The organism is Streptomyces sp. NPDC045956, from assembly GCF_056430705.1.
Genome location: NZ_JBWKKZ010000024.1, coordinates 1 through 15,089, shown reverse-complemented (window position 1 = coordinate 15,089; position 15,089 = coordinate 1). Strand labels below are relative to the sequence as shown.

Sequence of the window (15,089 nt, the reverse complement as noted above, 5' to 3'; positions counted from 1 at the left end):
CGCACCCCCCACGAAGAAGTCCTCTGCCACCTCTTCGCCGACATCCTCGGCCTCGAACGCGTCGGCATCGACGACAGCTTCTTCGACCTCGGCGGTCACTCGCTGCTCGCCACCCGCCTCGTCTCCCGTATCCGCACCACGCTCCGGGCCGAACTCTCGGTGAAGGACCTGTTCGACCACCCCACCGTCAGCGGACTCGCCCGCGAGCTGGCCGTCACCCCGGGAGCCCGGACCGCCCTCACCGCCCGGCCCCGCCCCGGCCGCATCCCCCTCTCGCACGCCCAGCGCCGCCTGTGGTTCCTCCAGACGATGGAGCGGTCCTCGTACCTCTACAACATCTCGACGGCGGTCCGGCTGCGCGGCGGGCTCGACCACGAGGCTCTCGCGGCGGCCCTGCGCGACGTGACGGCGCGGCACGAGAGCCTGCGGACCGTGTTCCTGGAGGACGCGGAGGGCCCGCACCAGGTCGTGCTGGACGAAGCGGAGGCCCGGCCGGAGCTGGTCAGGGTCCGGGTGTCGGGCGCCGAGCTGGACGAGCGGGTCACGGAGGCGAGCCGGTACGCCTTCGACCTCAGCGCCGAGACGCCGCTGCGGGTCTGGTCGTTCGAACTCTCGCCCACGGAGCACGTCCTGCTGGTGCTGGTGCACCACATCGCCGGCGACGGCTGGTCGATGGGACCGCTCGCCCGCGACCTGGCCGGCGCCTACCGGGCCCGGCTCCGGGGCCACGCGCCCGAGTGGGAGCCGCTCACCCTCCAGTATCCGGACTACGCGCTCTGGCAGCACGAGGTGCTGGGTTCCGCCGACGACCCCGACTCGGCCGTCTCCCGCCAACTGGGCTTCTGGCAGCGCACGCTGGCCGGGCTGCCGGAGGAGCTGGAGCTGCCCGCGGACCGCTCCCGGCCCGCCGTGCCGACGTTCCGCGGCGCCACCGTCGAACTGGACATCCCCGCCGGCCTGCACGCCGCCGCGCGGACCCTGGCCGCCGAACGGAACGTGACCGTCTTCATGGTGGTCCAGGCCGCCCTCGCCGCACTGCTGTCCAGAATGGGCGCCGGCACCGACATCCCCCTGGGCACCCCGGTCGCCGGTCGCACCGACTCCGCGGTGGAGGATCTCGTCGGGTTCTTCGTCAACACCCTGGTGCTGCGCACCGACGTCTCGGGCAACCCGCGCTTCCGTGACCTCCTGGACCGGGTGCGCCGTACGGACCTGGAGGCCTTCGCCCACCAGGACGTGCCCTTCGAGCGGCTCGTCGAGGTCCTCAACCCCGAACGGGCGCTGGCCCGCCATCCGCTGTTCCAGACCGCGCTGAGCTGGAACACCACCGCCGTCGCCCTGGACCTGCCGGGACTGGCGGCCGACGGTCAGCCCGTCGACGCGGGCACGGCGAAGTTCGACCTGAACTTCGGGCTGGCCGAGCACCGCTCCCCCGACGGCGAACCGGCCGGCATCAGCGGCCGGATCGAGTACAGCCTGGACCTCTTCGACCGGGAGACCGTCACCGGCCTCGCGGACGGGCTGGTGCGGCTGCTGGCCGCCGCGGTCGCCGCCCCGGACCGCAGGGTCGGCGAGTTCGAGATCCTGTCGGCGGCGGAGCGGCAGCGCGTCGTCGAGGACTGGAACGCGACCGTGACCGCGGTACCGGCGCTGTCCCTGCCGGAGCTGTTCGCCGCCCAGGCTGCGCGGACCCCGGACGCCCCGGCCGTGGAGTGCGGCGAGGTGCGGTGGACGTACGCCGAGCTGGACGCGCGGGCCGACCGGCTGGCCCGGCGGCTGGTGGACCTGGGCGTGCGGGCCGAGACGCCGGTCGCGCTGCTGATGGACCGTTCCGCGGACCTCGTCGCGGTGCTCCTCGCCGTGGTGCGGGCGGGCGGTACCTACGTGCCCCTCCACACCGGCTACCCGACGGCACGGATGCGCACGGTCCTCGCCGAGGCCGGTGCCCCGGTGCTCGTCACCGATCAACCCCTGGCCGGGCACGAACTGGTGGACGAGCAGCGGGCGGCCGGCACGGCGGTCCTGGTCTGCGACGGCCGGCCCGACGCGGACCCGGTGGCGGAGCTGCCCCGCACGGTGGAGCCGGACCGGCTCGCCTACGTGATGTACACGTCCGGTTCGACGGGGACCCCCAAGGGGGTGGCCGTCACGCACCGGGACGTCGTGGACCTGGCCCTGGACCGCGGATGGGACGTCGGCGAGGGCGACCGGGTGCTGATGCACGCACCGCACGCCTTCGACATCTCCGTGTACGAGATCTGGGTGCCGCTGCTGCGCGGAGCCCTCGTGGTGGTCGCCGAGGCGGGCGACCTGGACGCGCTGGTCCTGGACCGTCTGGTCCGGGAGCGGGGCATCACCCATCTGCACCTGACCGCGGGTCTCTTCCGTGCGATGGCGGAGGACCTGACGGACGGCTTCGGCCTGGTCCGCGAGGTGCTGACCGGCGGTGACGTGGTCTCCGCGGGCGCCGTGGAGCGGGTCCTGGAGGCCAACCCCCGTACCGTGGTGCGTCATCTGTACGGCCCCACCGAGATCACCCTGTGCGCCACCGGTCACGCCGTCCGGGCACCGTACCGGGCGGCCGACGGTCTGCCGCTGGGCCGCCCGCTGGACAACACCCGCGTCCATGTCCTGGACTCGGGGCTGCATCCGGTGCCGCCCGGGGTCACCGGGGAGCTGTACATCGCGGGGGCCGGCCTGGCCCGGGGGTACGCGAGCCGGCCCGGCCCGACCGCCGAGCGCTTCGTCGCGGACCCGTTCGGCGCCCCCGGCACCCGGATGTACCGCACGGGCGACCTGGTCCGGTGGAACCGTGAGGGCCTGCTGGAGTTCGTCGGCCGGTCCGACGACCAGGTCAAGATCCGCGGCTTCCGGGTGGAGCCGGCCGAGGTCGAGACGGTCGTCGCCCGGGCCCCCGATGTGTCGCAGGCGGCGGTGGTGGTCCGGGAGGACGTCCCGGGCGACAAGAGGCTAGTGGCCTACGTCGTCCCGGCCGCGGAGCCCCGGCCGACCGCGGCGGAGCTGCACCACCGGGTCGCCGCGGCGCTGCCCGAGTACATGGTCCCGACGGTGGTCCTCGTCGAGGCCCTGCCGCTCACCCCGAACGGCAAACTGGACCGCGCGGCGCTGCCCGCCCCGAGCCGCGGCGGCGACGGCAGCGGCGCGGCCGTGACCCCGCAGGAGCAGGTCCTGTGCGAGCTGTTCGCCCAGGCGCTGGGCCTGGAACGGGTCGGTACGGAGGAGAGCTTCTTCGCGCTCGGCGGTCACTCCCTGCTGGCCACCCAGCTGATCGCGGGCATCCGCGGGGCGCTCGGTCTGCGGGTGTCGATCCGGGACCTCTTCCAGGCCCCGACGGTCTCCGGTCTGCTCCGGCACCTGGACGCGGGGGGCAGCAAGAGTTCCTTCGCGTCGATGCTTCCGCTGCGAGCGGGCGGCGACGGCCGGACCCCCGTGTTCTGCCTGCACCCGGCCCTGGGCCTCGGCTGGTGCTACGGCCGGCTCGCCGCCCAGTTGCCGAGCGCGCTGCCGGTCTACGCGGTGCAGGCGCGCGGGCTGCTCGGGCAGGAGGCGCCCGCCGAGACGCTCGACGCGATGATCGACGACTACTGCGCGCAGATCCGCGAGGTCCAGCCGGAGGGCCCGTACCGGCTGCTCGGCTGGTCCATGGGCGGGCTGCTCGCGCACCGGGTCGCCACCCGCCTCCAGGCGGCGGGGCAGCGCGTCGACCTGCTCGCGATCGTCGACGCCTATCCGCCCGCCTCGACGCGGGCCGACTGGGACGCGGCGGAGATGGTGGCGCGGATCGGTGAGGAGCTGGGCTTCGACGTGGACCGGGTCGACCCGGACCAGGAGGAGGCCCTGCTCGCGGATCTGCGGGCGAAGGGGCACCCCTTGGGGCATCTGCCGGGCGGTGACATCGGCGCGGCGGTCCGCGTGTACGTGAACAGCTCGCGCCTGACGAGGAACCTGCGGCCCGAGGTGTTCGACGGGGACGTGCTCTTCTTCTCCTCCGGGACCTCGTTCGCCGAGGACGACCCGGTCCACGACGTGGCCGCCTGGCGGCCGTACGTCACCGGGGGGATCACCGAGCAGGTGATCGACCACCTCCACGAGGACCTCTTGATCGAACCGGCCGCGGTCACGGCGATCTCCGACGTGCTCGTCGGCCGGCTGCCCGCGGACGACACATCCCGCGCATCCGGCACACCCCGCGCATCCGGCGCACCCCGCGCACCTCGCGCATCCCGATGAGGAAGGAAACACCATGAGCAACCCGTTCGAGGACACGGAAGCCACCTACGTCGTACTGGTCAACGACGAGGGGCAGCACTCGCTGTGGCCGTCGTTCGCGGAGGTCCCGGCGGGCTGGTCCGTCGTCGTGTCGGAGACGGACCGCCAGTCGTGCCTGGACTACATCAACGAGAACTGGACCGACATGCGGCCCAAGAGCCTCGTCGAGGCGATGGCGGCGGCCGGGCAGGACGCCCCTTGAGCGACGACGCCATGATCAGGGCGGTCGGCGTCCGCAAGAGCTTCGGTGACGTCCACGCCCTCAACGGCGTGGACATCGAGGTCGAGCGGGGCCGGGTGCTCGGGCTGCTGGGTCACAACGGGGCCGGCAAGACGACCTTGGTGAACATCCTGTCCACGGTCTCTCCGGCCTCCGCGGGCACGGTGACCGTCGCCGGTTTCGACGTCGCGACGCAGGGTGCGGAGATCCGCGCGCGCATCGGCGTGACCGGACAGTTCGCGTCGGTGGACGAGTACCTGAGCGGTTTCCGCAATCTCGTCCTGATCGGCCGGCTGCTCGGTGCGGGGCGGCGTGACGCGGCCGCCCGCGCCACCGAGCTGCTGGAGCTGTTCGAGCTGACCGGGGCGGCCCACCAGCCCTCCCGCACCTACTCGGGCGGGATGCGCCGGCGGCTCGACCTCGCCGCCAGCCTGGTCGGCCGGCCGGACGTGCTGTTCCTCGACGAGCCGACGACCGGGCTGGACCCGGCGACCCGGATCGCCCTGTGGGAGACGGTCGAGAAGCTGGTGGCGGAGGGTACGACGGTCCTGCTGACCACGCAGTACCTGGACGAGGCGGACCGGTTGGCCGACTGGATCACCGTCCTGTCGAAGGGCCGGGTCGTGGCCTCGGACACCACCCACCGTCTCAAGGCGGACCTGGGCCACCGGTCGGTGCGGGTGGTCCTGCCGCCCGCCGCCGACCTGACGGCCGCCGCCGCCGCGCTGACCGCCGCCGGGTTCCGCCCGCGGTCCGACGCCGGGGAGCACGCGCTGAGCACGCCCGTGGACACCTCGGCCGACATCGCGGGCGTCATCCGCGCCCTGGACACGGTCGGCACGCAGGCCGTCGAGCTGACCGTCAAGGAGCCGTCCCTGGACGACGTCTACCTGGCGCTCACCCATTCCTCACCCGCCGCCGACGCGGCCTGATCCCCAGGAGTTCCGTTGGCCATCCAGGAGCGCGCCGTGAAGGAGGTGGCGGTCGGCACCGGTACCCCGGCCGGCGCCGTGTGGCGCGGTGCCGGCCTCGGCACCCAGCTGTGGGTCCTGACCGCACGGCAGATCCGTTCCATGTACGGCGACCGCAGGCTGGCGCTGTTCAGCCTGATGCAGCCGGTGATCATGCTGTTGCTGCTGAGTGAGATCTTCGGCAGCATGGCGGACCCGGCCGACTTCCCGCAGGGGGTGCGCTACATCGACTACGTGGTGCCCGCGCTGCTGGTCACCACCGGTATCGGCTCGGCCCAGGGCGCGGGGGTGGGCCTGGTCAGGGACATGGACAACGGGATGGTGGCGCGCTTCCGCGTCCTGCCGGCCCGGCTCTTCCTGGTGCTGGTCGCCCGTTCGCTGGCCGATCTGGTGCGCGTGTTCACCGAGTTGGTCGTCCTCGTGGCCGTCGGTGTGGTCCTGCTGGACTTCCGTCCGGCGGGGGGCGTGTGGGGCACGTCCGCCGCCCTGCTCCTCACCCTGTTCGTCATCTGGTCGTTGATCTGGGGGTTCATCGCCCTCGCGGCGTGGCTGCGCAGTGTGGAGGTGATGTCGAGTCTCGCGGTGCTGGTGATGTTCCCGCTGATGTTCGCCTCCAGTGCGTTCGTTCCGCTGGACGCCCTTCCCGAGTGGCTGCGCTCGGTGGCGCACCTGAACCCCGTGACGTACGCGGTCGACAGCGCCCGCCGCCTGGCGCTGGACTGGGACCCGGGGTGGAGCGTGCCCGGCGCGCTGCTGACCAGCACCGCGCTCATGGCCGTGGGGATGTACGTGGCGGGGCGTTCCTTCCGGAGGCCCCCGAACGAGTAGGCGCGGCGCGCGCGTCCGTCGCCCGCCTTCCCGGGTCGTCCGGGGAGGCGGGCGCGGTCTCAGTGGCGGTACGGGAGCGAAGTCCCGGCGCGAGGACGCCAGTCCCCGCTCGAACGCGTACAGGGCTCCCACTGGGCGTTGAACAGGTTTCCGCCCCAGGCCGGACGGGGAACATGGCCGGCCGACTTCGTCAGGTCCGACGGGGGCCACGGGTGGCGCGGGCCGATCACCGCCGACTGTGTCATCTGCGGGTTGTCGGCCCAGCGCACCGCGCCCCAGGATGACTCAGCCCTTCGTGCGGTCGTTCCGTCCCCGGTCCCCACCCCGAAACAGAGGAGCGATAATCCAGTGCTCCAGCGCGTCGATCTGTCGTCGCTCACCGGCCTCCGTTGGTACGCGGCGCTGACGGTATTCGCCTGCCACATCGCCCAGCAGGGCTTCTTCGCCGACGAGCAGGTCGGCAGCGCACTGCTGCACATCACCCCGCTCGGTTCCATGGCGGTCTCGATCTTCTTCATCCTGAGTGGATTCGTTCTCACCTGGTCGGCCCGCGACGAGGATTCCGTGCCGACATTCTGGCGGCGCCGTATCGCGAAGATCTATCCGCTGCACCTCGCGACGTTCGGCATCGCGGCACTCATCATCTTCTCCCTGTCGGAACCGGTACTCCCCGGCGGTTCCGTGTGGGACGGGCTGGTGCCCAACATCCTGCTCGTGCAGTCCTGGCTGCCCGACGCGACCCTCACCGCCAGTTTCAACACGCCCAGTTGGTCGCTCTCCTGCGAGATCGCCTTCTATCTGTCGTTCCCGCTGTGGTACCGGCTGGTGCGCAGGATTCCCGCGCGGCGGCTGTGGTGGTGCGCCGCCGGTCTCGCCGCGGCCGTGGCGTGTGTGCCCTTGCTGGCGGGCCTGCTCCCCGCGAGCGAGGAGGTGGCCCCCGGGATGACGCTCAACGAGGTCTGGTTCGCGTACTGGCTGCCGCCGGTGCGGATGCTGGAGTTCGTCCTCGGCATCGTGATGGCGCTGATCCTGCGCGCGGGGGTCTGGAGGGGCCCCGGCCCGGCGGTCTGCACCGCGCTCCTCGCCGGGAGCTACGGCCTCACCCAGGTGGCGTCGCCCATCTTCACCCTCGTCGCGTGCTCCGTCGTGCCGGCCGCCCTGCTGATCACGGCGCTGGCCGACGCCGACGTGCACGGCCGCCGCACCGGGCTGCGCTCGGCGACGCTGGTGCGGCTGGGCCAGTGGTCCTTCGCCTTCTACCTGGTCCACTTCCTGATCATCCGCTACGGGCACCGGCTGATGGGCGGCGATCTGGGCTACGAGCGCCAGTGGAGCACCCCGGCCGCGATCGCCCTGTCGGTGGCGATGCTGACGGTGGCGATCGCGGGCGGCTGGCTGCTGCACACCGTCGTGGAGCAGCCCTGTATGCGCCTGTTCGGGAGCCGCGGGTCCGCCTTCCGGACGAAGCCCGGTGGAGCCGCGGCTCCACGGAGTTCACCCGCACCCGACGTGGCCGGCGTGCCCGTCGCACCGGGCGGGCCCGCGCCCGCGCGGACGCCGGCCGCGTCGAACGAACCCACCCCGAGAGGATGATGAGCGTGGCGGACCAGACGGCTCTCAGCCCCGCGCTGCTGGAGTACGCCCGGAGCGTCGCGCTGCGGGACGACGACCTGCTGCGCGAACTGCACGAGGTGACCGCCGGGCTCCCCGGGGGCCGGGCCATGCAGATCATGCCCGAGGAGGCGCAGTTCCTCGCCCTGCTGATCCGGCTCGTCGGTGCCCGGCGCGTGCTGGAGATCGGCACGTTCACCGGCTACAGCACGCTGTGCATGGCGCGCGCGCTGCCCGCCGACGGCACCGTCGTCACCTGCGACATCAGCGACAGGTGGCCCGGCGTCGGCGCCCCGTACTGGCGTCGGGCCGGGGTGGACTCCCGGATCGACCTGCGGGTCGGCGACGCCGTCCGCACCCTCGCCGAACTCCGCGAGCAAGAGGGGGACGGCTCGTTCGACCTGGTCTTCGTCGACGCCGACAAGACCGGGTACCCGCACTACTACGAGCAGGCGCTGGCCCTGGTGCGCCCCGGCGGGCTCGTGGCGGTCGACAACACGCTGTTCTTCGGCCGGGTGGCCGACCCGGCCGCCGACGACCCCGACACCGTCGCCGTGCGCACCCTCAACGAGGTGCTGCGCGACGACGCACGCGTGGACATCGCCCTGCTGACGGTCGCCGACGGCATCACGCTGGCCCGCCGACGGGAGTGAGCCCGCACGGTGGGCGGCCCCACGGGCCGCGTCACCGGAGCACACACGTCCGCCGCCGACCTGCCCGGGCAGGTCGGCGGCGGACGTGTGTGCGGGGCCGGCCGCGGAGGGCCGGCCCCGCGCGGTCAGCGGAACCGGTTGATCGCGTCGAGGTGCCGCGCCCGCATCTCCTCGTCGCGCACGCCCAGCCCCTCCGTCGGGGCCAGGCAGAGCACCCCGACCTTGCCCTGGTGCTGGTTGCCGTGCACGTCGTGCACGGCCGACGCCGTGTCGGCGAGCGGGTAGGTGCGCGAGAGGGTGGGGTGGATCCGCCCCTTGGTGACGAGCCGGTTCGCCTCCCACGCCTCGCGGTAGTTGGCGAAGTGGGTGCCGACGATGCGCTTGAGGTGCATCCACAGGTAGCGGTTGTCGAACTCGTGGCGGAAGCCCGAGGTGGAGGCGCAGGTGACGATGGTGCCGCCCCTGCGGGTGACGTAGACGGACGCCCCGAAGGTCTCCCGGCCGGGGTGCTCGAAGACGATGTCGACGTCCTCGCCGCCGGTGACCTCGCGGATGCGCTTGCCGAAACGCTTCCACTCCCGCGGGTCCTGGGTGTCCTCGTCGCTCCAGAAGCGGTAGTCCTCGGCGGAGCGGTCGATGATGGCCTCCGCGCCCATGGACCGGCACACCTCGGCCTTGCGCGCGCTGGAGACCACGCAGACGGGGTGCGCCCCGCCGGCGAGGGCCAGCTGGGTGGCGTACGACCCGAGGCCCCCGCTGGCGCCCCAGATCAGCACGTTGTCGCCCTGCTTCATCCCGGCCCCGTTGCGGGAGACCAGCTGGCGGTAGGCGGTGGAGTTGACCAGGCCGGGCGCGGCGGCCTCCTCCCAGGTGAGGTGGGCCGCCTTCGGCATCAGCTGGTTCGACTTGACGAGGGCCACCTCGGCCAGCCCCCCGAAGTTGGTCTCGAAGCCCCAGATGCGCTGGGCCGGGTCGAGCATGGTGTCGTCGTGCCCGTCGGGGCTCTCCAGCTCCACCGACAGGCAGTGCGCCACGACCTCGTCACCGGGTTTCCAGACGTTCACGCCGGGTCCGGTGCGCAGCACCACGCCGGAGAGGTCGGAGCCGAGGATGTGGTACGGCAGGTCGTGGCGGGCGGCCAGCGGCGAGGTGCGCCCGTAGCGCTCCAGGAAGCCGAACGTGGGGAGGGGCTCGAAGATGGACGACCATACGGTGTTGTAGTTGACGGAGCTGGCCATCACCGCGACCAGCGCCTCGCCCGGCCCCACTTCGGGCAGCGGCACCTCGTCGACGTGCAGGGACTTGCGCGGGTCCTTGTCCGCGCTCGGCATGCCGCGGAACATGCCGGTGTCCTCTTTGCGGACCGTCACGGCCCGGAAGGACTCGGGCAGCGGCAGCGCGGCGATGTCCTCGGGGGTGCGGTCCGCGGCGGTGACCGCGGCGAGCAGCGCGCTCTGCGCCTGGCTCTCGGGCATGGGAAGGTCTCCGTTCGCTCGTGTCGTCAGGCGGCCCGGTGCAGGGCCGTGAGGCGCTCCAGGGTGGGGACGATCCCGGCGGGCGTGGGATCGGCGAGCATCTCCTCGCTCAGCCGCCGCGCGCCCGCCCGGATCGCGGGATCGTGCACGGCCGTGTGCACCGCGTCCGCCAGGCCGCGCGCGGTGAGCGTCGCGGCGGGCAGGTCGAACCCGGCGGACAGGCGCTGGAGTTGCTGCGCCTTGAGCGGCGCGTCCCACAGGGACGGCAGCAGGATCTGGGGCACTCCGTGGCGCAGGGCGGTGGACCAGGTGCCCGCTCCGCCGTGGTGGATGATCGCGGCGCAGCTCGGCAGCAGCGCGTCGAGCGGTACGAAGTCCACCGGTACGACGTTGTCGGGCAGGGTGCCCAGGCGGTCGAGCTGGGAGGTGTCGAGGGTGGCCACCACCTCGATGTCCAGCCGGCCGAGCGCCTCCAGCAGTTCGGCGTAGGAGACCGCGTCCCGGCCGTAGGTCTCGCGGGCGGAGACGCCGAGGGTGAGGCAGACGCGGGGGCGGTCGGGCTTGCGGGCGAGCCAGGGTTCGATCACGGAGCGCCCGTTGTAGGGCACGTAGCACATGGGCACCGTGGTCTGGCCCAGGTCGAGACGGGTGCTGCGGGGGCCCGGGTCGATCACCCAGTGGCCGAGCACGTCGCGTTCGTCGAAGGCGTACCCGTACCGGTCGAGGGTCCAGCCGAGCCACTCGGCGATGGGGTCCTCGCGCAGCTCCGGCGGTGTGCCGTCGAGCGCGGCGAGGAAGCGCAGGCGGGAGCGTCCGATGGCGTCGGGGCCCCACAGGATGCGGGCGTGGGCGGCACCGCAGGCACGGGCCGCGACCGGGCCCGCGTAGGTCCAGGGTTCCCACACGACGAGGTCGGGCCGCCAGCCGCGGGCGAAGTCGACGATCTCGTCCATCGTGGCGGCGCCGTTGAACGGGGCGAAGCACAGGGCGGCCATCATGCTCTGCTGGCCGAGCAGGTACTCCCAGGTGGTCTCCTCCTCGCTCTCCACCTCACCGAACTCGAAGCCCCGCTGGTAGGGGACGAGGTCGCTGCCCATCTCGGCGAGCAGCTCCGCGGCGGGCAGGTCGTCGCCCACCGGCACGGCGGTCAGGCCGGTGGAGGTGATGACGTCGGTGAGCGAGGGCGGGCTGGCCACCCGCACCTCGTGCCCGGCGGCGCGCAGCGCCCAGGCGAGGGGCACCAGACTGTAGTAGTGGGTGTTGTGGGCGAGGGAGGTCAGCAGGACGCGCACAGCGGCTCCGGTCTGGGAGGGGGCGTACGGACGGCCGGGGTCATCCCGGGTGCACCCGGAGGCGGGCGCAGGCGCCCAGGACCGGGGACCGCGGCCGGGTCAGGGGCGGGCCCTCGGCCCGCAGTCCGGGCAGGCGGCCGGCCGTGACCTGGACGGCGGTGGTGGCGGCCAGGCGGACGAGCGGCAGGGCGAGGGCCGACTGGGGGCCGTCCGGGCCCCCGAGCGGCTCCGGCCCGGGGCTCTGCCGTCCGGCTGCGGCCACCACCACGACGTGCTCGTCGGCGGCGATCCGACGGCCGCCGAGTTCCAGGTCGGTGTGCGCGACCCGGCTCTCCAGCCGGGCCGGGGGGCGGTCGCGCAGCAGCTGGTCGACGGCCTTCGCCGCGGCCGGTGTCCGGCGGGCCCCCTCCCACTCCCCCGGCCGGCCGAGCAGCCGGTGGACGGTGTGCGCGACGGCGGTGACGACGGGTTCGGGGGTGCCGAGCGCGAGGAGCAGCGCGATGCGTTCGACGTCGCGGGGCGTGACGCCGTCGTGCAGGAGGAGGGCGAGGACGTCGTCGGGCCGGGGCTCCGCGGTCCCGGCGGACCGGGACTTCTCGGCGACGAGTTCGGGGACCAGCTCCGCCAGCGTGCGGACTGCGTCGGCGGACTCCCGGGCGACGGTGAGGAGTTGCGGGGCCATCCGGGCGTCGAGCTGGGGTCCGCAGGCGGCGAGCGCCCGCGCGGCGGTGTCGCGGTCGCGGCCCGGCACTCCGAGGAGCCTGAGCACCAGCTCCACGGCGTAGGGCCGGGCGACGTCGGTGACGAGGTCGAAAGCGGCGTCACCGGCGGGCAGCAGGCGGCCGAGCAGCCTGCGGGCGGTGGTGCGGGCCGCGCAGGACGCCTGGGCCGGGGCGCACCGGCCGAGCACCGGGCCGGCCAGCGCCCGCAGGCGGACCAGCTCGGCGCGTTCGGGGAGGGGGAACGCCTCGGCGAGGGGCAGCAGTTCCTCGTCGGGGCGGCGGCCCGCCCGGTCCAGGGTGCCGAAGCGCGGGTCGGCCAGGACGGCCGCTGCGACCTCGGGGTCCGCGGTCACCCAGGCGTCCAGCGGGGCGCTGTGGAACCACGGTCCGGCGGCCCGTATCTCCCGCTCGTAGGGCTCGGGGTCGGCGACGGCGCGCAGGATCAGCGCGTACGGGTCGCCCTGGTTGCCGGCGCACCAGTGGGCGGCGCGGGTCAGCTGAAGGCGGCGGCCGAGCGCGCGCACGCCCGTGTTCGTGCTCGTGTGCGCGTTCGTGTTCGTGTTCCCGGGGGCCGGTTCCGTGGCCAGGGTGGGCATGGCTGCCCTGCCTTTCTTCTCGGGTCGGTGGAGGCGCTCGCACGATCGGGGCGGCAGGTGTGGCAGGGGGAAGGCCGGCGGCCCGTACCTGGGCCGGTGCGTGGTGCGTGGTCGGAGGGGGGCCTCGCGCAGGTGGGGTCCGGTCAGCGGCGGGTGCCGACGAACAGCCCGCGGCCGGAGGGGCCGCCCTCCTGGTAGGCCACGTCGCAGCCGGCGCGCTCGAAGGCCGCCTCGTAGTCGGCGCGCCGGAACAGGGTGATGGTGTGGTCCTCGGTGAGGTGGCGGATGCCGCCGGGCCCGGCGAGGAGGTAGTGCACCTCGATGCGGGTGGCGTCTCCCTCCCGTACGGAGTGCGAGACCCGGCAGACGGTGCGCTCGCCCGCCTCGGTGATGCTGGCGCCGACGTAGCCGGGGGTGAAGGTCTCGGGGAACCACCAGGGTTCGACGACGATGACGCCGGACGGTTCGAGGTGGTGGGTGAAGGAGCGCAGCGCGCTGTCGAGTTCCTCGGTGTTCCGCAGGTGTCCTATGGAGCTGAACATGCAGGTCACCGCATCGAACCGGCGGTCCAGGGAGAAGGAGCGCATGTCTCCTTCGTGAAAGGTGATGCCGGGGTTGTGGCCCTTCGCGAGGGTCAGCATGTCGGGGGAGATCTCCAGCCCCTCGACGTGGTCGAAGAGGCCGTCGAGGTGGTGCAGGTGCCGGCCGGTGCCGCAGGCCACGTCGAGCAGGGTCCGGGCGTCCGGGTGGTGGGCGCGCACGAGGGCGGCGATCTCCTCGGCCTCCTGCCGGTAGTCCTTTCCCTTCCCCTCGTGGACCAGGTCGTAGACGGCCGCGATGTCGTCTGCGTACATCAGTGTTCCCCTCCGGTGAGCGGGGCGGGTCCGGCCTGGTGCGGGAGGCTGTCCAGCCATTCGTGCACCACGGACGCGGTGTGCCGCGCGTGTTCGGTGAGCATGGTGAAGTGGTTGCCCGGCACGTCGGCGACGGTCCGCGCGAACGGCACCCGGGAGCGCCAGTCGCCCCGGGCCCCGCCGGCGGGCGGCCACGCGCGCAGGGGTTCGGAGGCCCGGGCCAGCAGGACGGGGGCCGCGAGGGCGGTGAGCCGGGTGTCGAGCACCAGTCGCTGATAGCCGGCCATGGCGGTGAGCCGGTGGTCCTCCAGGGGCACGGTGCTGCGTTCGAGGGCCCAGCCGAGCAGGTCGTCGCGCCACTCGCCCATCGCACCGGGGTCCTCGGGGCGGTAGACGTCCATCAGGACTACGGCGACGGGACCGGTGCCGCGTTCCTCCAGCCGGGCGGCCAGGGCGTGGGCGATGTTCGCGCCGGCGGAGTGGCCGGCGAGGGCGAAGGGCTGGCCGGCGGCGTGCTCCAGGAGGACGTCGGCGTGGACGTCGAGCAGCGCGTCGAGGGACGCGGGCATCGGCTCCCGGGGACCGCCGAAGCCGGACAGGGGCAGGACGACCGTCTCCCTGAGGCCGCGCAGCCCTTCGGCGAACGGGACGTACTCGGCGGGGCCGGAGCCGACCGCGGTGCCGGCGCAGCAGTACAGCGCGGGACGCGTCGCCGGTCCGGTCGCGAGGGGGACCGGTGCGGGGCGGCCGGAACCGGGGTTCTGTCGGGAGTAGGCGGGCCGGAAAGCCGCCAGGTCCGCCATCGGTTCCACGACCTCGGCCGACCTGTGCTGGGCGACGGCGGTGCGGAAGGAGGAGAACAGTCCGCTCTCGGCCCGGGCCGGGTCCTCCCGCGGGCCGGTGGCCGCCGCGTCGGCCAGGCCGGCGAGGTGGTGGGCCAGCGCGGTGGGGTCCTCGTGGTCGAAGACGAGGGTGCCGGGCAGGTCGAGCCCGGTGTCCTCGGCGAGCCGGCGGCGCAGCCGTACGGCGGCGAGCGAGTCGAAGCCGAGGTCCCGGAAGGGGGCCCGGGCGTCGACCCGCTCCTCCTCGGGGTGGCCGAGGACCGCGGTGACGTGGCGGAGCACCAGTTCCAGGGCGAGCCGCGGCCGGTCCTCGGGCCGCGCTCGCGGCAGGCCGGGGGCGGCGGGAGTCTCCTCGGCGGGCCGGCCGGCGGCGGACTCCGTGCGGGCCGTGGACTCCGTGCGGGCGGCGGACTCCGTGCGGGCGGCGGGGATGCCGGCGATCAGCGGGCTGGGGCGGAAAGCGGTGAAGGCGGGGGCGAACCGTTCCCAGTCGATGTCCGCCACGGTCACCGTGGCCTCGCCGCTGTCGATTGCCTCCCGCAGGGCGGTGAGCGCCGTCTCGGGAGGGAGCGGGACCACTCCGTGGCGGGCGAAGTAGCCCTCGGGGGCCATCTCGCCCATGCCGTCGCCGTCCCACGGACCCCAGGCCACGGACGTCGCGACCCGCCCCCGCGCACGACGCCGCTCCGCCAACGCATCCAGATGCGCATTGGCCGCCGCATACACCGACTGCCC

Annotated in this window: 11 protein-coding genes; 6 read left to right on the top strand and 5 right to left on the bottom strand. The window is 73.6% G+C overall.

Annotated features, from left to right (window positions below; genetic code table 11):
* From AC07FV_RS34630 to AC07FV_RS34605, 6 genes are all read left to right on the top strand, one after another.
* The coding region (locus AC07FV_RS34630) for a non-ribosomal peptide synthetase (protein WP_479091717.1) at positions 1–4,251 on the top strand (4,251 nt) is incomplete at its 5' end.
* 13 nt (positions 4,252–4,264) lie between these two features.
* Complete coding sequence (locus tag AC07FV_RS34625; RefSeq protein WP_356612796.1) at positions 4,265–4,492, top strand: MbtH family protein; 228 nt, start codon at positions 4,265–4,267, stop codon at positions 4,490–4,492.
* 11 nt (positions 4,493–4,503) lie between these two features.
* A complete protein-coding gene (locus AC07FV_RS34620) occupies positions 4,504–5,442 on the top strand; it encodes an ABC transporter ATP-binding protein (protein WP_479091719.1) in 939 nt (312 codons plus the stop codon).
* 15 nt (positions 5,443–5,457) lie between these two features.
* Complete coding sequence (locus tag AC07FV_RS34615) at positions 5,458–6,309, top strand: ABC transporter permease (protein WP_479091715.1); 852 nt, start codon at positions 5,458–5,460, stop codon at positions 6,307–6,309.
* A 348-nt stretch (positions 6,310–6,657) separates the two neighbouring features.
* Entirely contained in the window at positions 6,658–7,902 is a 1,245-nt protein-coding gene (locus AC07FV_RS34610; protein WP_479091714.1) for an acyltransferase family protein, read from the top strand.
* A gap of 5 nt (positions 7,903–7,907) precedes the next feature.
* A complete protein-coding gene (locus tag AC07FV_RS34605; RefSeq protein ID WP_479091712.1) occupies positions 7,908–8,573 on the top strand; it encodes an O-methyltransferase in 666 nt (221 codons plus the stop codon).
* Positions 8,574–8,698: 125 nt separating this feature from the next.
* Here AC07FV_RS34605 and ccrA read toward each other — a convergent pair whose 3' ends face one another.
* The 5 genes from ccrA to AC07FV_RS34580 all read right to left on the bottom strand — a co-directional run.
* Positions 8,699–10,048: a crotonyl-CoA carboxylase/reductase gene (gene ccrA / locus AC07FV_RS34600; protein ID WP_479091710.1), complete on the bottom strand. Its 1,350-nt coding sequence runs from the start codon at positions 10,046–10,048 to the stop codon at positions 8,699–8,701.
* A gap of 26 nt (positions 10,049–10,074) precedes the next feature.
* Positions 10,075–11,340 carry an activator-dependent family glycosyltransferase gene (locus AC07FV_RS34595; protein WP_384704501.1) on the bottom strand — a complete coding sequence of 422 codons (1,266 nt, stop codon included), beginning with the start codon at positions 11,338–11,340 and terminating at the stop codon, positions 10,075–10,077.
* Positions 11,341–11,380: 40 nt separating this feature from the next.
* Entirely contained in the window at positions 11,381–12,658 is a 1,278-nt protein-coding gene (locus AC07FV_RS34590) for a cytochrome P450 family protein (protein WP_479091709.1), read from the bottom strand.
* A gap of 143 nt (positions 12,659–12,801) precedes the next feature.
* Positions 12,802–13,512 (bottom strand): class I SAM-dependent DNA methyltransferase, encoded by a 711-nt coding sequence (locus AC07FV_RS34585; RefSeq protein WP_479091708.1) that lies wholly within the window; start codon positions 13,510–13,512, stop codon positions 12,802–12,804.
* Positions 13,512–15,089, bottom strand: a 1,578-nt coding sequence (locus AC07FV_RS34580; RefSeq protein WP_479091707.1) for a thioesterase domain-containing protein, incomplete at its 5' end; no start/stop codon positions are given. The genes AC07FV_RS34585 and AC07FV_RS34580, both read right to left, overlap by 1 nt.